Source organism: Marinomonas sp. PE14-40 (assembly GCF_051623805.1).
Taxonomy (GTDB): domain Bacteria; phylum Pseudomonadota; class Gammaproteobacteria; order Pseudomonadales; family Marinomonadaceae; genus Marinomonas.
Genome location: NZ_CP130700.1, coordinates 3,390,774 through 3,408,512 on the forward strand (window position 1 = coordinate 3,390,774; position 17,739 = coordinate 3,408,512).

The following is a 17,739-nucleotide window of genomic DNA, read 5'->3' on the forward strand; positions in this document are numbered from 1 at the left end:
AAATTTGAATTTTTTTTCTTGTTTATATCAATTTAAGCTCATGTTTTTGTTACAGAATTTACCACTAAAATAATCACTATATAAATAAAATATTACTCAATCATTTTAAAATGGCTTATAAATTGCCTGACTAAAGATGTCAATAAATTGAAATATTTTATCCGTATAAATGATGTAGACGATTTATTACCCAAAAAACTTAGTCTGATAACGAGTCAAAGGATGGAATTATGAATAACTTTACACCTATCGCTCTAGTAACTGGTGCCATTGGCGGAATAGGCAGCATTACATGTAAGAAGTTAATCGAGGAAGGCTACCAAGTAGTCGCTATATGTCGTCCAAAGCCTGCTGACGTTTTATCCCAGTGGTTGAACGATTATGACATTGATAAGGAGAGTGTAAAGTTTGCCTTTATGGATGTTACAAATAATGAAGAGTGTTCAGTTGAGTTGGAAAAATTGCACAAAGAGCTAGGTCGTTTTGATGTATTAGTCAATAACGCAGGCATTACACGTGATACTCAATTTAAGAAAATGGACTATAAACAATGGCGTGATGTTATTGATACCAATTTAAATAGTTTATTTAATGTTAGCCAACCTGTTTTTAACGCTATGTGTGAGAAGGGTTATGGCAGAATTATTAATATTTCTTCAATCAATGGATTAAAAGGTCAATTTGGTCAAACTAATTACGCAGCCGCTAAAGCCGGCATGATAGGTTTTACCAAAGCACTCGCAATGGAAGGTGCTCGTAAAGGCGTTACCGTCAATGCGGTTGCTCCAGGTTATACAAAAACACCTATGGTTGAAGAATTAAAAACCAGTGTAATTGAATCAATTACAGCTCAAATTCCGGTTAACCGTTTGGCAGAGCCAAAAGAAGTCGCGGCAGCCGTTGCTTATCTAGCAAGCAAGGATAGCGGTTTTATCACAGGTGAAACCTTATCAATCAATGGCGGGCAATACATGCATTGATGATAACCAGTTTGGCCTGTTTAACAGGCCAAAACCTTTCTTGGATTGAGTGTCTAGGTTTGGCCAGCATGAATGTGATGAATAATAACCCTCTGGACCAAATCAACCTACATACCAACAAGAAAGATGATTTATGGAATAAGCGCAGTAAAAATAGCAAAAACCATCGTATACCAGCAATTAGGAGTGATTCAGTATGTATAGCGAACTATTTAAAACTTTTTCTTCACAAACAGAAAACATGATGTCCCCTTTCACTAGTTATAACGAAATGCTAGTTAAAAACATCGAAGAGACCACTAACCTTCAGCTTGAAGCTATGAAGAAATACGCTGATATTGGCATTAACCAAATTAAAAGTGCAACGGCTGTTAAAGACGTTACTAGCTTAATTGAGTTTAATACCAAACAAGCTGAAACCTTCACTGAGCTGAGCCAATCATTAATTGAAGACGGCAAACGTATGTCTGAAATCGCACAGTCATTCAAGGGTAACCTTGATGAACTAGCGGCAACAGCAATGAAGAAAGCAGCACCAACTGCTTAATCTAATCCCGTGTAGGTGGTGGGGCAGCAAACTTTGTTGCCTATCACCTTTTTACAAGATGAGCTGCACGCACAGCAAATCAGGAGGTGCAAATGTTCAGCCCAAATATGTATGGAGAGATTTTCGAGAAACTGTGTGAGTGCAATGCTGCCATAGTCAAAAATATGCAGCAAAAGCCCGTCAACAACCCCATGCAAGAAGCCTTAGTTCAACTTAACAGCCAAGATTTAGGTCAGTGGGTTGAAGAGGCAGCACAAAATCCATTAAAAATGATGGATACTCAAATTCAGTGGTGGCATGACCAAATGAATATTTGGCAAACCTCTCTGATGCAAGCGGTACACCCAGAAATAGATGATGCCATTAGCGCCGAAAAGGGCGATAAACGCTTTGATGATCCAGCTTGGAAAGAGCAGGTTTTATTCAATGTTTTAAAACAGTCTTATCTACTCTTTAGCCGTAATATGCTGCAAATGATAGACAGTTCAAATGGTCTTGAAAAAGCCACAAAAGAGCGCCTTAACTTTTTTACGCGTCAAATGATTAATGCGCTTTCCCCAACAAATTTTCTCTCAACAAACCCAGAACTGATTCGCTTAACCTTTGAATCTAAAGGAGAGAACCTAGTTAAAGGCATGTCTCAATTGCAAGAAGACATGAAACTCAGTGCGGATGTTTTAAAAGTGCGTTTGACCAAGCAAGATGCTTTCAAGGTAGGTGTTGACCTTGCTTCAACGCCAGGCGAAGTTGTTTTTCGTAACGAGCTAATTGAACTACTTCAGTACCACCCAAGCACAGAAACCGTTGCTAAACGTCCTATTTTAATCGTGCCGCCTTTTATCAATAAATACTATGTAATGGACATGCGCGAGCAGAACTCACTGGTACGCTGGCTAGTCGCACAAGGGCACAGTGTTTTTATGATATCTTGGGTTAACCCAGACGAATCACTCGCTGAATACGAATTTGGTCACTATGCAACACGAGGTGTGATTCCCGCTTTAGAAAAGATCGAAGACTTAACTGGCGAACAACATGTTAACGCTATCGGCTACTGTGTTGGCGGTATGCTACTTTCAACTACAGCGGCTTACATGGTCAGTAAACGCATGAAACAACGTATCAAGAGTATGACCCTCTTAACCACCATGTTGGAGTTCAGTAATCCAGGTGAAATTGGCGTTTTCATCAATGAGCCAACAATATCTGCCATAGAAACCCAGAATAAGATACGTGGTTATATGGATGGCCGTTTGATTGAATCTACCTTCAGCTTATTACGAGAAAACAGCTTGTTCTGGAATTATTATGTGAAGAATTATCTAAAAGGCGAAAGTCCGTTAGATTTTGATCTTCTCTACTGGAACAGTGATTCGACCAACATTGCAGCGGCTTGTCATAACGATATTTTACGTAAACTCTACCTAAATAACCTGTTAAAAGAGCCTAAAGGGTTAGAAATTGACGGTGTTGGCATCGATCTCTCTAAGATCAAGGTACCCGTTTATTTCTTATCTGCTAAAGATGACCATATTGCAGGTTGGGAAAGCACCTTTACCGGCAGTAAATACCTTAAAGGCAAGGTTACATTTGTACTTGGTGAATCAGGCCATATTGCTGGCGTGATTAATCCACCAGCGAAAAACAAGTATGGCTATTGGGCAGGTGGTGATATCAATGCCCAAGATGCTCAAACTTGGGTGAAATCAGCAGACCATCATACAGGGTCTTGGTGGACTCACTGGCAATGCTGGAGTGAAGAACAAGACACGTCCGAAAAAGTACCTGCTAGAGACATTGCTAAAGATACCTCCTTGGCAGCAGCCCCGGGCTCTTATGTATTACAAAAGCTTCCTATAGAAGCCAGTATGGATAAGGTTGGTTAAGTTCATTAAAGGTGCCGAGTTTCCTCGGTACCTTTATTTTTGTTGTAGAAAGGAACTCAGTTGCTTCTCAGCAGCAGCTAACAAGGTATCAATATCTGTTTTACTTGGCTCAGTAAACCCTAATACAAAGCCTTGTTTTATATTACTTTTTTCAAAGTGATAGGGACTGAGAGCAGAAATATGCATCCCCTTTTCTAATAAACTCTCCATCAAAGCTTGATCCAAGCAATCTGGTTTATTTTGTTCTAAGACGCTCCATTTTTGTATCCATTTTTCTTTTAGATAGACAAGTGTATGCATACCACCATTTGGCTTTTGCCAATCGCAATACTGCCCTAAGTAATGAGCGACTTTCACATCAAGATAATCTCGTTTATCACGGTAAAGGCGTCTCATGCGTCGTAAATGCGCATTAAAATGGCCATGTTCCATAAAATCTAAAAGGGCAGACTGCATAGGCAGAGATGCACTTGGACCTAATTGCCTCTGGCTCTTCTTGATACGTTCAATATGGGCCTTAGGAGCAACAATATAGCCTAAGCGTAAACCTCTAAACATAATCTTAGAAAAACTGCCTAATAAGAATGTCCGCTGGCTCTCATCTAGGTTCATCAGAGGTACACCTAGACGGCCTTGATAGTAAAATTCATTGTCATAATCATCTTCTATAACCCAAAGTCCAGCATCCTTTGTTTGGGAACCTAGTGCTGAGCTATGATTTATCTGCGACAGGAGCGTTAACCATTCTTGACGCCTTAGAGAGCTCATCGCCATGCCTAAAGGGTACTGCCTATTAGGTGTAATCAAGGCTAGGTGCAGATGGTTAGGCTTGGCAGGCGTTAGCTTAGGTGTCGAAGCCCCTTCTTGATCAACAGGTAAAGGCTTTAAATCCCGTCCAAGCCAGTGGAAAAAGCGCGACATTGCAGGAAAACAGGGGTTTTCTAACCAAACCCTCGTCTCATCTAGATAATCAGATAATAGAGCATGACTCATAATACTTAATGCATCTCGATTACCTGATGTGATAATAATTTGTTCTTGATCACACTCTAATCCACGCACGTTGGCGAGGTAGTCCGCTAGATACTCTTTTAATCTAGGCAGACCGTTATGATATTCGCCTTGAATCACACCTATATCTGGATTTAGCCAGCTACGGCGCATAGACGCTGCCCATGCCTTATGGGGAAAAGCTCTTACATCTATGCCTGACCCTAATTGAATAGGATCATCCATCACCAATTTTTTTGATTTTTCTAGCTTATGAGGAGAGCTCTTCGTCAGCTCAAGTTCACCCGGTAACAAAGCTGCCATATGGGCAACATACAAGCCTTTTTTAGGCTGGCTTACCAGATAACCTTCACTGATTAATATGTCATACACCTTAATTGTGGTGGAGCGAGACAGCCCTAACATAGAAGCAAGTTCACGGCTGGAAGGGAGCTTGTCTCCTTCCTGTAAATACTGGCCACTAAAAAGCCCTTTAAATTGCTCCAGTAATTGACGATACCTAGCGACACCTGATTGATGGTCAATAGATAGCCTTAATATCGCATTTGATTCATTCAATCTGGTATGCCTTTTTTTATTCATTCTGGATATTTTTAATATATCCAGAAATTCATATTCTGTTCAAGTCCTTTCATCATTCGAATTAACAGGAGGTTTGTTTTATGACGACCCAGATTAAAAGTGTCACTCAAGATGAGTTAAACCAAGTCACTGCTTTATTTAACCAGTACATGATTTTTTATAAAAAAGAATCTAACCCAAACAAGTATCGCACTTACCTTAAAGAACGTTTGGATAACCAAGAAGCAGACATATTTATTGCCTATGACGAGCACCAGGAAGCACAAGGTTTTGTCTTGAATTACACCACTTTTTCTTCGACTTCTTTAGGAAAAATTATTGTTTTAAATGATTTGTTTGTTATGCCTGAACACAGAAAAAAGGGTGTTGCTGAAGCCTTAATCGCTAGAGTCAAAAAGTTTGCTTTAGAACGTGGAGCCATTCGAGTTGATCTAAGTACAGCGAAAGACAACTTCAACGCCCAAGCCTTATACGAAAAAATAGGTTTTGAGCAAGATGCAAAATTCTTTAGTTACAGCTTAAGAGTCGAATAGTTAATAGATACAAAGGAGGATGATATGTGGCTTGAGATAGACAAGCTTGAAGATGATTTTTTACAGCTTGAAAGACTAAACCATCAGCATAGTCATGAGATAGCAAAGGTTGTCTCTGACCAAGATGCAGAGCAACTCTGGTTCACCAGTATTCCGACTAAAGCAAAAGCAGCCACTTATGTCGAGCAGGCCCTATCAGCAAAAGATCAAATTTGCTTTGCAATTAGATTAAAGCAGACAGGCGATCTAGTAGGATCTACTCGTTTTTATGACATTAAAGCTGAACATAAAAGGGCCATGATAGGTTACACCTGGTACCTAGCCTCAGCCCGTCGTACCAGTGTTAATACTCGCTGTAAACTTCTGTTACTAAAGCATTTGTTTGAGTCGCATAGTGCTATTGCGGTGGAGCTTCAAACCCATTTTATGAACCATGCCTCAAGGGCAGCGATCGAAAGATTAGGGGCAAAACAAGACGGCATATTACGTAACCATCAAATCATGCCTGACGGTTCTTTAAGAGACACGGTTTGCTACTCAATTATCCAAAGTGAATGGCCAGCAGTTCGCAATCAGCTACAGGCTAAATTATTAAAATACGAGACACTAGAAAACAGATTAGGGGGTGAGTATGAGCCAGTCTGACGAACTAAAAACAGACGCTTTAAAAACAGAGAAGAGCAAAGTTAGGCGAGGAGCGAAACGAGCAAGTTACGATAAAGAGACTATGTTTGACATATTGGATACATCCCTCATGTGCCACGTTGCTCAAAGCATTAATGGCCAGCCCTTTGTTGTACCTACTTGCCATTGGCGTGATGGGGATTACTTTTACTGGCACGGACTGGCTTCGGCTCGCAACGTCAAAAATGCAGTTAATCAACCAGTCTGTATCAATGTAACTCACCTAGATGGTTTAGTAATGGCCCGCTCTGCCATGCATCACTCGGTTAATTATCGCTCTGTCACCTTATTTGGTACACCAGAAACAATTACTGACCCAATTGAAAAAGAGCGCCAACTTAAAATCTTTCTCGATAAGGTGTCTCCAAGCCGTTGGGAAGCCCTAAGACCAGTGAACGAGCAGGAGCTTAAAGCAACAGGCCTAGTCAGGATTCCAATCAATGAAGCATCGACAAAAGTCAGAGCTGAGCCACCAGTTGACGATGAGGAAGACTATGACTGGCCTGTATGGGCTGGGGTGATTCCCTTAGAACAATCTTGGGGCCAAGCTGAAACAGACCCAAGGCAAGTTGTGAGTTTTGAACAACCAAAACTCCCAGACGCATTTTAATCACCGCCTTTCTAACATCATTAGGGAAACAGTTTTCCCTAATGATTTCATCTCCTGCAATATTATGAGGATTGTTCACCTCTTTGCATAATTCTACTCATCCCCTATGTTAAGATTCGCCTTCTTTATTCAATATGATCTCTTCTAAACATTAGGATCTTATCCATGATGGATTTATTTCTTTGGCAGTACATTGCCATTGGTCTGGTTTTTATTTGGAGCGGCTTTGTCCGAAGTGGCTTAGGTTTTGGTGGCGCAGTCCTCGCCTTACCCTTCTTATTGCTAATCCATAATGACCCTTTGGTATATTTACCTGTTATCGCAATTCACCTACTTATTTTCTCTAGCTGGATTGCTATCAAAGGTCATAGACAAAGTAAAAAACAAGCAAAGTTAGATCCAGATTCAGGTCAAAGTAATATCGATTGGGCTTATCTCAAAAAGTCGTTGGGCATCATGATAGTGCCAAAGCTCATCGGTGTATTTGGCTTATTAACTCTGCCATCTAACCTGATTACCGGCATTATTTTTGGCATAGTCATCTTCTTCGCCATTTCCTATATTTTGGATAAACCCTTCAAAAGTAATAATAAATGGCTAGATAATGTTTTTCTGATGATGGGTGGTTATGTCAGTGGCACATCGTTAATTGGCGCGCCTTTAATTGTAGCGGTATACGCAACGCATGTGGCTCGACACCAACTAAGAGACACCTTATTTGTACTCTGGTTTATCCTAGTCATGATTAAAATGGTTTCCTTTTTAATCGCTGGTATCGATCTACAGTTAATCCATCAAATTTGGTTATTACCTTGTGCCTTTACTGGTCATTTATTAGGGCAAAAATTCCATAACCATATTCAAGCACAAGACAGTAAAGTCTTCTTCCGTGTGCTAGGTTTTGCCTTACTGGTTATTTGTATTATCGGTTTATACATGAACTTTATTGCCTAAATGCTAGCATTTAGGCAATAAAAAACGAGCTTTAACCTTAGGTTAAGCTCGTTTTTTTATGCCTTAAGAAAGGTTTTAAAAATAATAAAACACAGAGGCGGTATGACTTGTTTCTTCTCTTTCCTGCTTCACTGCCTGATACTCAAAAGCGAATGCAGAATTTAGCCTTTTATAAAAACTTAACTCATGATCAAGCAGGTCTTTATTTTCATAAGCTAACGAGACAAAACCCATATTGGTTTCAAAACCAGAATAGACAGGCAAGTTAGTTAAGTTAGAAATCTCAATACTTGGCAAGAGATAGAATTTTGCACCTAAGGCAGACATACTTCCTCCTATCCCATAATTAAAATAAGCGTTCAATTGATTATCTTGATCGCGCTGCGCACCGGTGCCAAAGCGCCAAGATGCTTTTTTAGTTATAGCATTGAGCGGTTTTAAACTGGTTATTTCTAACAAGGTAACACTCTCTACTCGACTCGTATCCTCAATACCAGAAAGCTCAACGACACCCGCCGCTAAACTTGCCGAATTAATGCTCTCTTGTCTTTGATAAAAAGAACGGTAATCCAGTAAAGCAAAACGAGCAGAGTTTTCATCCTTATTGGTCGACACTCCAAAGGATGAAAGATTAAGTTTATCTCGCATTTGATCATTGGGTAGCTGGGTTTCAGGCAAACCATCTAATAAACCAGTTGAGTTGCCATAAGTATCTAGTAAACCAAAATAAGATGGGTAAGGTGTTTTGTAGGTTTCAAAACTTAAACGAGTGCCTAACACAGCGACATCCCCTAGATCTTGATGAATACCTTGATATTGAAAACCCTGATCTAGAATCATTTGTCGAACCGTTCTTTGTTCAAAGCTGTTTAGTGGCTCATAAGCTTGGTGGAACCTAGCCAACAGAGATTTAAGTTCAAAAACTTGAGTCTCTGGAGCTTGTTGATAAACCTGAGCTTCCATCAAGGCAGGCGAGATTATGCTTCTGTTTTCATCTAAACAATCACAAGCCTGATCAAGTGCCTCATAAAGATAGGTCGCGCAGTTTTTAACAAAAAAGTTATACCTTAAAGGGTCATTCAAAGCCTGATCGAAATAGTTTATTAGCTTTTCACTATCAAACTTATCTTCAGGTAGCTTAATAAAACGTAAGGAGCGTGATTCATAGTTATTGTAAAAGGAGATAACTTGGTGCAAAGGTGTCAGGTTAATTTCTGCCTTGATACTAGAGAAGCCACCTTTGAGGGTTTGAGAGAAAAGCTGCTTACTTTCTAGCGGGGCTAACACGGACAATACAGGTGAAAAGTAAAAATCTTCCTCATCTAGAAACAGAAGCAAAGAATGACCAAAATAGGACATAGGAGCATCTAGATTAACGTCGGCAACTAACAAATAGGGTGATTTTCCCTCTAAAGTTGCCCTAAATTCCCTTTTATCACTCACCTCATTTTGTTTCGAGCACTGATTTATTTTGGCTTTTAAATAGAGAAAAAATCCATAGTTGTCTTTTTGTTCAAGCAAAGCGGTATCTGTGAGCAGGTTTGCTTCACAACCTCGTTTTTCAAGCTGTTTTTTTAAACTATTAAAGCCCACACCTGACTGGTGTTTAATCTGAGAAATAAGCGCTGGACTGTTATGTAATATAAATTCATCAAGATCATCACTAAAAACCACATCCTTAGCGATAGCACTGGAGTGAAAAAGCATCCCTATCACACATAGCAAAACTAACTGACTTGTCTGCTGCCATTTACGCTTTAATGCTAATTGAGCACCTTTTAAACCCTGAGCCAACATTTTTAAACCTATGACAAAGAAGCCACAGTCATAAGATCTGTGGCAAAACATCTATTATAGAATTGAATCAGTCTTATTATCGACAAACCATTTTCCTTGAGCCAGATTACGGCGATAGAGCCAATACATGCTCGCTCCTCGGGCAACAAATAAAGCCGCCTGACTAAACCAAAGTCCATGGTTACCCATGCCTAATTGCTGCGTGATATACCAGCAAGGGAAGAAGACAAGCACAACTGACACTATCATGGCATCTTGCATCTGCTTCACTTCAGTGGCACCTATAAAGACACCATCCAGCATAAAGGACCAAATCCCCAGAAGTGGGAAGATAATCAACCATGGCAGATATATCGCCGCGATACTTTTAACCGATTCGATACTGGTTAATAGAGAAACGATATGATTTCCAAACAGCCAAAAAACACAGACAAGGCCAACCGCAGCCACCAAAGCCCAAACGCTCGATAAAAGCACTACCTTTTCGAATTGCATTTTGTCTTTCTGGCCGATTGCCTCGCCACATAAGGCTTCAACAGAAAAGGCAAAGCCATCTAAAGCATTGGAAATGATCATTAAAAATGTCAGCAATACAGCATTTGCCGCAAGGATATTATCCCCTTGAGCCGAGCCTTGGGCGGTAAAGAAAATACCAACCGTTAATAACAAGATAGTTCGTACAAATAGATAGCGATTTACCTGAATCAAAGCAATGTATTCAGAGAGTTTTAATAAACTTTTTGCGACCTCAGTGGAGATATTAATATTCAGTTTTTTCAACTGTTTACTTGCCAAATATAAAGCGAGAGCCAAGCCAGCATATTGGGAGAAAACGGTTGCCCAAGCGACACCATCACTGGCCATATCCAAATGGTAAACAGCGTAATAATCCAACACCATGTTCACCACATTAATTAATAACATGATCCAAAGTGGTCCACGGGCATTTTGTACCCCATAAAACCAACCAACGACGGCATAACCAGCCAAGACCGCTGGCGCACTTAGAATACGCACCTCACAATACAACCTTGCCCAAGGTTCTACTTGAGCACTGGGAGACATCATCCATAACATGACATCAATAATGGGTTCTCGAAATAGGATCAAAAGTAAGCCAATCAAGATACCCAGCAAAACAGACTGTAATAGAAGCTCTAATACTCTTTGATCATCCTTACGACCTAAGGCTTGAGCGGTTAAACCTGTCGACCCCATTCGTAAGAATCCAAACGCCCAAAAAACTAAGCTAAAAATACTCGCGCCAATCGCTACAGCCCCAAGGTGACTTTCATTTGCTAGGTGTCCTACCACAGCCGTATCTACCAAACCTAAAAGCGGTGTGGTGATGTTAGATAACATAGGAGGCCAAGCCATATGCCAAATGCGTTTATTTAACTGCTTCTCTTTACGAAAAGTAGGAATAAGAGTTAACAAGCTGGACATACTAAATTTAATACCTTGGGTAAAAGTGTGAATTATGGGCTAAAAAGCGGCTATTTATACTTAAAAACAGCCTATTTTGGCGAGAAGTTTCGTTTTCACTGTGGATAAAAACATCAATTACACACAAGTTTGTTCATATAAAGCCGAATATACACATTCGATTTTTCTATAACAGATATAATGTGTATTAGTATCTCATTTATCCACATATTATTTTGCTAAATAACGAAGAAAGGTTATCCACAAATAGAGAGGAGTTCATTTCTAAAACAAGGAAGACGAGCATTCATATCTTGTTTTGATTAAACTAGGGCAAATTTATTGGTGATCGCGCCAAATTAAAACATCTTGGAGCCCTATATGAAAAAGTATGCAAAACCCCTCGCAGAAGGCCTAGCTGTTGGTATTGTTTTTGTCAGTATCACCATGCTGTTTCAAATTCCCTATTACATGAGTGCAATTATAGGCATTTTAGCTGCGATCGGTGGCTTTAGAAACTCAATCAAGATGGATGCCGAGAAAAAAGCGAAAAGATCTGGTCCATCTTCCTCAGTAACTAGCACAGAAAAGAAAGAGTCAGATGATGTCTGAATCAAACAAATCCTATGGTGAAGGGGATAGCACCTTTCAAGCGGTTGGAGGTAAAGACGGTTTGCATGCTCTGGTATCAGACTTCTTCCACTTTATGGGGACAGAACCTCAGTTCAAACGCCTTTATGATATGCACCCAGCCGATACAGAGTTATCCATAGACAAGCTTTACCGCTTTTTAACTGGCTGGATGGGTAGCGACAAGCTCTATAGTCAAAAATATGGTTCTATCCAATTGCCGAGAGCGCATATGCATTTAGATGTCATAGATGAAGATAAACAGGCTTGGTTAGATTGCATGTCAATGGCGATGGATAATCAGGGCTTAGACGCTGACTTAAAGGAATACTTATTGATTCAACTTGCCGTACCTGCCGAACGTATCAGACAAGTTAGCCAAGCTAGACAGGCACAAGAATCTTAGTTTAAACCTAATGCTCCTGTAAAAACCTCTTAGCGAGATTTAAAGATAAACACCTAGATACTGTTGGGTGTTTATCTAACCCATTTTCTATCTATTTACTTGTTTCACCACTTCTATACCTAAACGTTTGGCAAGTCGAACTAGGTTTGCTCTGTCCATATCTAGAGCTCTAGCAGCCTTTGACCAGTTGTAATCTGAACTTAGCAAGGCTTGATGAATTTTCTGGCTTTGAAAGACCTCTGTTGCTTCTTTAAGATTACTCACTTGCCAAGCTTCTTGTACCAAACCCGAACGATTATCCTGACTTTCTTGTGAAGTATAAGTATGATGAACTAAAGCTTGATTAGTCGTTTCCGCTAAGGCTTGAGACGCGCTTTGTAACTGACCAAGGTGATAAGCTTTAATCCTCGTCATCTCAGACTGATCTTGCCTGTCAGACCTTGCCATCAGAGCGGCACGGTTCATCACATGCTCTAGTTCACGTACATTCCCCGGCCAATCATAGGCTTCTAATTTGGCAATCACTTCATCATCAATTAATAAGTGGGGTAGACCTAACCTACGACGAGATTGTTCGGTAAAATAACCTGCTAATAAGGTAATATCACCCAGTCTTTCTCTTAATGGAGGGATACAGACGGGAAATACACTTAATCTATGATACAGGTCTGATCGAAAGCGATTGGCTTCTACTTCTTCTTTCAGTACTCGGTTAGTGGCAGCAATAACGCGTACATCCACCACTTCGACTTGATCCTTACCAACGGCCTGTATTTCTTGGCTTTGCAGAGCTCGAAGCAATTTACTCTGAGCTAAAAGAGGCAATTCACCTATCTCATCTAAGAACAAGGTACCGCCATTTGCTAGGCTAAATTTCCCAGCTCTGTCTTTATCCGCACCAGTAAACGCCCCTTTCACATGGCCAAACAACTCACTTTCAATCAAGTTCTCAGGCAAAGCGGCACAGTTCACATACACCAATGGCCCCTCTGCTCGAGTCGATTTTCTATGTAGAGTACGGGCCACCAGCTCTTTGCCCACACCGGTTTCTCCCTCAATCAGAACAGCGAAGTCAGAAGGGGCAACCAAGCCCAATTCTTGCTGCATTTTCTGCATGGGTAAGCTTTGTCCAATCAGCTCACCACCATCCTTAATCAGGGCTTCTTTAGTCAGCTCAGACACAACATTTTGAAAATGCTCAGTATGAGACTCTAACTTTTTAAAGAGAATAGCGGTTTTCAAACTGGCCGCAGATACAGCTGCAATCACTTCCAAGGTTTTAGCAGCAATATCATCAAACACCCCAGGAGTAAGGCTATCTAATGTCAATATGCCAATCAGTTGCTCGTCCGCATACAGAGGAAAGCCCATACAAGCATGCACAGGTAAGTCGCCTTCGACCCCTTGTAACATGCCATCGTAAGGATCTGGTAAATCACTATCACTGGCAAAGCGTACTGGAATTTGGCTTTCACAGATGGCTTCAAATCTAGGCTGGGAGTAAATTTCAAAGCGCCGACCTAATAGCTCAGGATTAACCCCAGTTTGGGCTAATGGCTTAAGTTCTTGGCCCTGACGCTTAAGCAAAACGACAGCATCACAGGGGATAATATTACGTATGGTTTTTAACAAACGATCAAACCTATCTTTGGTTGTCACGTTTTGCGCCATATCAATTGCTAATTCAAGCAAGTCACCCGATGTAATCACATTTTCACTCCTAAGATGAAATCTATAAACGAGTATAGGTCATATTGACTCTAATAGGTATTTATAACTCTTTTTTAAATAGGTCATATTGACTTATTAAAAACTCAAATAAAACGTAAACCACTGATAAATAACAAATAAAATAATTGGCATCAGATATGCAATAACAAATACAAGAAAGATATGTAAATGACGATTAGATGTCAGAGAGGCATCAAAGGAGACAAAAATGTTAGGCCATCATTTCAAACTATTACCTATTATGAGCCAGCAAAGATTGACTCATTACGAGCTAGAAGAGAACTTTAAAAGCGTTTTGTTTGCAGGCAACAGCTTGATGCTAACGTCTGTCATCATAGTGCTAGCAACCATTTTCATTGGTTACTTACAACCTGAACTGTTCAGCATAGCAACTCAGGTTGTAAGCCATATTGCGCTAGTAGTTTTCGCTGCTTTTTTAAAAGTGGGTTATGTGATGCGTTTGATTGGCCAGAATGGTATTAAGGCTGAAATTCTATGATGAGCAATATACGCCCAGATCAGATCAAACATAATCAAACGCAAGGGAAGCCAGGCTTTGATCTATTTGAGTTAGCTTTTCGCCCCGGATTTTTAGGGGCCAGTGTTTTTTCCTTAGTTGCTTTAAGTTTATGGTTGTTCGTATTAAACGGGCAACTCAGCTTACCAGAACAAGGACTATCAAATGTCATTTGGCATTTCCATGAAATGGTCTTTGGTTTTGCAGCCTTTGTGGCCTTGTCATTCCTTTTAACGGCATCGCAAACATGGACTCAACTTCGTAGCTTGCATGGTAAACCACTGCTTCTATGGTGCCTTATTTGGGTTTCTGTACGCATCTTATTATGGCAAGAGAGTCTGTCGCTTCAATATTTAGCCTTTGGTGTACAGCTTATTTGGTGGCTAATCGGCATAGGTTTCTTAGCTCAGCTTCTATATCGCGCTAAAAACCGTAATCTCATGCTATTGCCTCTACTGAGCATCATGATGCTGATTAATATGGGCATCATAGTGGCTGATTTAGCCGGAGATACAGAGCTTGCCTTACATTTTGGCCGTACTGGGGTGCTTTTATTTGCTCTTTTAGCTGGCGTATTAGGGGGCCGTCTCATCCCTATGTTCACACGTAATGGCACCAAGGCACTGCCACTGCCTGCAAAAGTTGTCGCTACACCAAAATTAACTAAGTTACTGATAGCAACGGCCTTAATTAATAACCTATACGCCTTTATTTACCCATTTTTTGAATTTGCACTTGTGCCTGGTTTCATCATGATTTTTTTAGGTAGCCTGCAGCTCATCCAGCTTTACCATTGGCACCCAAGGGCCAGCTTACAAGTACCACTTTTATGGTCCTTACACCTAACGTATGGCTCGCTTGGGATAGGTTTTATTTGCTTAGGAGCAAGCTTTTTCACTGAGGCTATTCGCTTTTCTGACGCGTTACACCTAATTGCGATCGGCGCTATCGGCGGCATGATACTTGCCATTATGTCTCGGGTATCCCTTGGCCATACAGGGCGCTTAATTCAATCGGCTCCCTTAATGTCATTGGCTTTTGTCATGATGCTTGGAGCAGCACTAACACGTACTTTTTTGCCTGCTTTAGGCCTAGTAATAGAAGCATGGCAATTCAGTGCAGCCCTTTGGATAGGTGCCTTTGCACTCTTTATTCTGCACTACAGCAGCATCTTAATTCGTCAGCGTTTATAGCGCACTTTTTATCAACTCAACCTAAATACGTCACTCACACAGAGCGTTAGATTAATAAGGATACAAAATGTTAACTGATCAACAAATAAGCACAGTAAAAAGCACAATTCCATTGCTTGAAAGCGTAGGGCCTTCTCTTACTCAACACTTTTATAAGCGTATGTTTGAGCATAATCCTGAGCTTAAGGATGTATTTAATATGGCCCATCAGGCCGAAGGCACTCAGTCTTTAGCTCTATTTAATGCCATAGCTGCTTATGCAAAATACATAGATAACCTACCTATGCTGACTTCAGCAGTACAGCGTATTGCCCATAAGCATACTAGCTTGGATATCAGACCAGCTCACTATGACATTGTAGGCTTGCACCTAATAGAAACACTTAGAGAGCTTGCTGGTGATGTATTCACAGCTGAGATAGAAGATGCTTGGGTTGCCGCTTACGGCCAACTTGCAGAAGTCTTTATCTCAGTTGAGAACGGCTTATATGAGTCTAACGAAGCCCAAGAAGGTGGTTGGCAAGGGCCAAGACAGTTCAAGCTCGTTGAAAAGCGTATCGAGTCTGAGCTGGTTAAAAGTCTTGTGTTTGAACCGGTAGACAGAAAAGCGGTAATTACTTATCAGCCGGGGCAGTATCTTGGTATCAGAGTGAAGCCAATTACCTCTGAAAACTTGGAAATGCGTCAATACTCACTTTCTGACCAAGCCAATGGCGAAAGCTACCGTATCTCAGTCAAACGTGAAGCCATGGGCGTACCGGGTTTGGTATCTAACTTCCTGCATGATGGTTTACGTCTGGGAGATGAGGTAGAACTTTTTGCACCAGCGGGTGATTTTGTCTTTAAAAACAATGGCAAACCTGTTGTCGCCATCTCTGCGGGTGTAGGCCTAACGCCTATGCAAGCGATACTAGAGAACCTTGCGGAACAAAGAAGTGATGTTGAAGTGCATTATCTTCATGCCTGTGAAAACCATGAACAACACTCTTTCAAAAAGCGTGTGAAGCAGCTAGCGAGCAAACTTAATCTGACTCATCACACTTGGTATAACCAAGACCATGATCCAGAGGAGAGTGTACATCATGGCTTAATGGACCTAAGTACAATTACAACCTTGCCTTTAGAGGACGGTGACTTCTACCTATGTGGCCCAGTGGGCTTTATGCAGTTTGCCAAACAGCAATTGCAGAATTTAGGGGTAGATTCTGATCGTATCCATTACGAAGTCTTTGGACCGCATCAAGATTTCTAAAATATCTAAAGCCTCCATTAAATAGAGTGCACTGATAACAACTAAAAAAGCAGGCTTAAATAGAGCCTGCTTTTTTGTATTCGTACTTTTTGAATTAGAAAGCCTAGATTAAGCCTTAGCTAGCCGCTTTTTTAAAACTAAATCCTGTTGTCTTCACTGTGCCAGCGATGACCAATACAGTCCCAGCTAGCGTATGCCAGCCTACCATTTCATCTAGAAAAATCACTCCCCACATCACACCAAAGACAGGAACAAGGAAGGTGACCGTCAAGGTAGAAGAGGTGCCTATCTCATTAAGTAGTTTGAAAAAGATAAGGTAAGCGACTCCAGTACAGACAACACCTAACATGATAACAGCCAGAGAAATTTCGATACTAGGTTCAGCCAATGGGCGATAGAAGAACAACATAGGCAGTAACACCAAAGTCCCCATTAACATGGTGCCATAGGCATTAGGTAAAGGCTCCACACCTTTTGAGACTTGCGTAAAAGTACTGGCCAGTCCATAACAAAAAGGTGCACCTAGAACGATAAGTACTGACAACCAAGCATCCGTTTTAAAGAGCTCTGCATCAAAACCTACAATGACAGACACACCAACAACTCCAAGTACTAAGCCAATCAAGGTGTCACGCGCTAGCTTTTGCTTGAAGTAAATCGCACTGATCACAGTACCAAATACAGGCGTTGTGGCATTAATAATAGACATGAGGGAAGCGGTTAAATCACCTGCTGCAAAGCCATAACATAAGAAGGGCAAGGCTGCGCTTAACAACCCAAGTATCAAATAATGACGCCAGTGTTTCGCTAGGTACAGACGTTTTTTAAAGGCTAAAGTAACGACAGCTAGAAAAAGGGCGGCAAAACCTATGCGTAATTCTATCATCCACACAGGGCCAAAAACTGGCGCACTGATACGCATAAATAAAAAGGAGCTACCCCAAATGGCGGCTAATAAGAGTAAATAAAACGCACTTCTAATGCCCATAGGAAATTCCACG

17 protein-coding genes are annotated in these 17,739 nt (G+C 40.8%); 12 read left to right on the plus strand and 5 right to left on the minus strand.

What is annotated here, in order from left to right; all coding sequences use genetic code 11:
* Positions 1-230: 230 nt before the first annotated feature.
* The 3 genes from Q0A08_RS15715 (at position 231) to phaC (ending at position 3,413) form a co-directional block, all read left to right on the plus strand.
* Positions 231-980: an SDR family oxidoreductase gene (locus Q0A08_RS15715; protein WP_438462460.1), complete on the plus strand. Its 750-nt coding sequence runs from the start codon at positions 231-233 to the stop codon at positions 978-980.
* Positions 981-1,176: 196 nt separating this feature from the next.
* The gene (locus Q0A08_RS15720; RefSeq protein WP_438462461.1) at positions 1,177-1,527 is read left to right on the plus strand and encodes a phasin family protein; all 351 of its coding nucleotides are present in this window, start codon (positions 1,177-1,179) and stop codon (positions 1,525-1,527) included.
* Positions 1,528-1,619: 92 nt separating this feature from the next.
* Positions 1,620-3,413 (plus strand): class I poly(R)-hydroxyalkanoic acid synthase, encoded by a 1,794-nt coding sequence (phaC, locus tag Q0A08_RS15725; protein WP_438462462.1) that lies wholly within the window; start codon positions 1,620-1,622, stop codon positions 3,411-3,413.
* A gap of 33 nt (positions 3,414-3,446) precedes the next feature.
* On the opposite strand, the gene Q0A08_RS15730 is transcribed toward phaC, so the two are convergent.
* Positions 3,447-4,982 (minus strand): PLP-dependent aminotransferase family protein, encoded by a 1,536-nt coding sequence (locus Q0A08_RS15730; RefSeq protein ID WP_438462463.1) that lies wholly within the window; start codon positions 4,980-4,982, stop codon positions 3,447-3,449.
* Positions 4,983-5,086: 104 nt separating this feature from the next.
* Between Q0A08_RS15730 and Q0A08_RS15735 the strand changes: the two genes are divergently transcribed.
* The 4 genes from Q0A08_RS15735 (at position 5,087) to Q0A08_RS15750 (ending at position 7,787) form a co-directional block, all read left to right on the plus strand.
* Positions 5,087-5,539 carry a GNAT family N-acetyltransferase gene (locus Q0A08_RS15735; protein ID WP_438462464.1) on the plus strand — a complete coding sequence of 151 codons (453 nt, stop codon included), beginning with the start codon at positions 5,087-5,089 and terminating at the stop codon, positions 5,537-5,539.
* Between the two features lie 24 nt (positions 5,540-5,563).
* The gene (locus Q0A08_RS15740) at positions 5,564-6,184 is read left to right on the plus strand and encodes a GNAT family N-acetyltransferase (RefSeq protein ID WP_438462465.1); all 621 of its coding nucleotides are present in this window, start codon (positions 5,564-5,566) and stop codon (positions 6,182-6,184) included.
* The gene (locus tag Q0A08_RS15745) at positions 6,171-6,833 is read left to right on the plus strand and encodes a pyridoxamine 5'-phosphate oxidase family protein (protein WP_438462466.1); all 663 of its coding nucleotides are present in this window, start codon (positions 6,171-6,173) and stop codon (positions 6,831-6,833) included. Before Q0A08_RS15740 ends, Q0A08_RS15745 begins: the two co-directional genes overlap by 14 nt.
* 165 nt (positions 6,834-6,998) lie before the next feature.
* Positions 6,999-7,787: a TSUP family transporter gene (locus Q0A08_RS15750; protein ID WP_438462467.1), complete on the plus strand. Its 789-nt coding sequence runs from the start codon at positions 6,999-7,001 to the stop codon at positions 7,785-7,787.
* Between the two features lie 75 nt (positions 7,788-7,862).
* Here the strand turns inward: Q0A08_RS15750 and Q0A08_RS15755 are convergent, their stop codons facing one another.
* Positions 7,863-9,584 (minus strand): lipoprotein N-acyltransferase Lnb domain-containing protein, encoded by a 1,722-nt coding sequence (locus tag Q0A08_RS15755; RefSeq protein ID WP_438462468.1) that lies wholly within the window; start codon positions 9,582-9,584, stop codon positions 7,863-7,865.
* Between the two features lie 54 nt (positions 9,585-9,638).
* Positions 9,639-11,030: an MATE family efflux transporter gene (locus Q0A08_RS15760; RefSeq protein WP_438462469.1), complete on the minus strand. Its 1,392-nt coding sequence runs from the start codon at positions 11,028-11,030 to the stop codon at positions 9,639-9,641.
* A gap of 360 nt (positions 11,031-11,390) precedes the next feature.
* On the opposite strand from Q0A08_RS15760, the gene Q0A08_RS15765 reads away from it, so the two are divergent.
* Together Q0A08_RS15765 and Q0A08_RS15770 are read left to right on the plus strand one after the other, a co-directional pair.
* The gene (locus Q0A08_RS15765) at positions 11,391-11,621 is read left to right on the plus strand and encodes a hypothetical protein (RefSeq protein WP_438462470.1); all 231 of its coding nucleotides are present in this window, start codon (positions 11,391-11,393) and stop codon (positions 11,619-11,621) included.
* Positions 11,614-12,045, plus strand: coding sequence for a group II truncated hemoglobin (locus Q0A08_RS15770; protein ID WP_438462471.1), 432 nt, complete (start codon positions 11,614-11,616; stop codon positions 12,043-12,045). The genes Q0A08_RS15765 and Q0A08_RS15770 overlap by 8 nt, the downstream gene beginning before the upstream one ends.
* Positions 12,046-12,132: 87 nt before the next feature.
* On the opposite strand, the gene norR is transcribed toward Q0A08_RS15770, so the two are convergent.
* Positions 12,133-13,755, minus strand: coding sequence for a nitric oxide reductase transcriptional regulator NorR (gene norR, locus Q0A08_RS15775; protein ID WP_438462472.1), 1,623 nt, complete (start codon positions 13,753-13,755; stop codon positions 12,133-12,135).
* A 229-nt stretch (positions 13,756-13,984) separates the two neighbouring features.
* Between norR and Q0A08_RS15780 the strand changes: the two genes are divergently transcribed.
* From Q0A08_RS15780 to hmpA, 3 genes are all read left to right on the plus strand, one after another.
* Positions 13,985-14,275: a hypothetical protein gene (locus Q0A08_RS15780; protein WP_438462473.1), complete on the plus strand. Its 291-nt coding sequence runs from the start codon at positions 13,985-13,987 to the stop codon at positions 14,273-14,275.
* The gene (locus Q0A08_RS15785; RefSeq protein WP_438462474.1) at positions 14,272-15,486 is read left to right on the plus strand and encodes an NnrS family protein; all 1,215 of its coding nucleotides are present in this window, start codon (positions 14,272-14,274) and stop codon (positions 15,484-15,486) included. Before Q0A08_RS15780 ends, Q0A08_RS15785 begins: the two co-directional genes overlap by 4 nt.
* Before the next feature lie 67 nt (positions 15,487-15,553).
* A complete protein-coding gene (gene hmpA, locus Q0A08_RS15790; protein WP_438462475.1) occupies positions 15,554-16,738 on the plus strand; it encodes an NO-inducible flavohemoprotein in 1,185 nt (394 codons plus the stop codon).
* A 115-nt stretch (positions 16,739-16,853) separates the two neighbouring features.
* On the opposite strand, the gene Q0A08_RS15795 is transcribed toward hmpA, so the two are convergent.
* Positions 16,854-17,726, minus strand: coding sequence for a DMT family transporter (locus tag Q0A08_RS15795; RefSeq protein ID WP_438462476.1), 873 nt, complete (start codon positions 17,724-17,726; stop codon positions 16,854-16,856).
* Between the last annotated feature and the right edge of the window lie 13 nt (positions 17,727-17,739).

What these genes read in the sequence shown, in the direction of transcription:
- Q0A08_RS15715 (WP_438462460.1), top strand. Translation starts at nt 231, where the DNA reads ATGAATAACTTTACACCTATCGCTCTAGTAACTGGTGCCATTGGCGGA.
- Q0A08_RS15760 (WP_438462469.1), bottom strand. Translation starts at nt 11,030, where the DNA reads ATGTCCAGCTTGTTAACTCTTATTCCTACTTTTCGTAAAGAGAAGCAG.
- Q0A08_RS15750 (WP_438462467.1), top strand. Translation starts at nt 6,999, where the DNA reads ATGATGGATTTATTTCTTTGGCAGTACATTGCCATTGGTCTGGTTTTT.
- Q0A08_RS15785 (WP_438462474.1), top strand. Translation starts at nt 14,272, where the DNA reads ATGATGAGCAATATACGCCCAGATCAGATCAAACATAATCAAACGCAA.
- Q0A08_RS15735 (WP_438462464.1), top strand. Translation starts at nt 5,087, where the DNA reads ATGACGACCCAGATTAAAAGTGTCACTCAAGATGAGTTAAACCAAGTC.
- Q0A08_RS15780 (WP_438462473.1), top strand. Translation starts at nt 13,985, where the DNA reads ATGTTAGGCCATCATTTCAAACTATTACCTATTATGAGCCAGCAAAGA.
- Q0A08_RS15745 (WP_438462466.1), top strand. Translation starts at nt 6,171, where the DNA reads ATGAGCCAGTCTGACGAACTAAAAACAGACGCTTTAAAAACAGAGAAG.
- Q0A08_RS15765 (WP_438462470.1), top strand. Translation starts at nt 11,391, where the DNA reads ATGAAAAAGTATGCAAAACCCCTCGCAGAAGGCCTAGCTGTTGGTATT.
- Q0A08_RS15795 (WP_438462476.1), bottom strand. Translation starts at nt 17,726, where the DNA reads ATGGGCATTAGAAGTGCGTTTTATTTACTCTTATTAGCCGCCATTTGG.
- hmpA (WP_438462475.1), top strand. Translation starts at nt 15,554, where the DNA reads ATGTTAACTGATCAACAAATAAGCACAGTAAAAAGCACAATTCCATTG.
- Q0A08_RS15770 (WP_438462471.1), top strand. Translation starts at nt 11,614, where the DNA reads ATGTCTGAATCAAACAAATCCTATGGTGAAGGGGATAGCACCTTTCAA.
- phaC (WP_438462462.1), top strand. Translation starts at nt 1,620, where the DNA reads ATGTTCAGCCCAAATATGTATGGAGAGATTTTCGAGAAACTGTGTGAG.
- Q0A08_RS15755 (WP_438462468.1), bottom strand. Translation starts at nt 9,584, where the DNA reads ATGTTGGCTCAGGGTTTAAAAGGTGCTCAATTAGCATTAAAGCGTAAA.
- Q0A08_RS15720 (WP_438462461.1), top strand. Translation starts at nt 1,177, where the DNA reads ATGTATAGCGAACTATTTAAAACTTTTTCTTCACAAACAGAAAACATG.
- Q0A08_RS15740 (WP_438462465.1), top strand. Translation starts at nt 5,564, where the DNA reads ATGTGGCTTGAGATAGACAAGCTTGAAGATGATTTTTTACAGCTTGAA.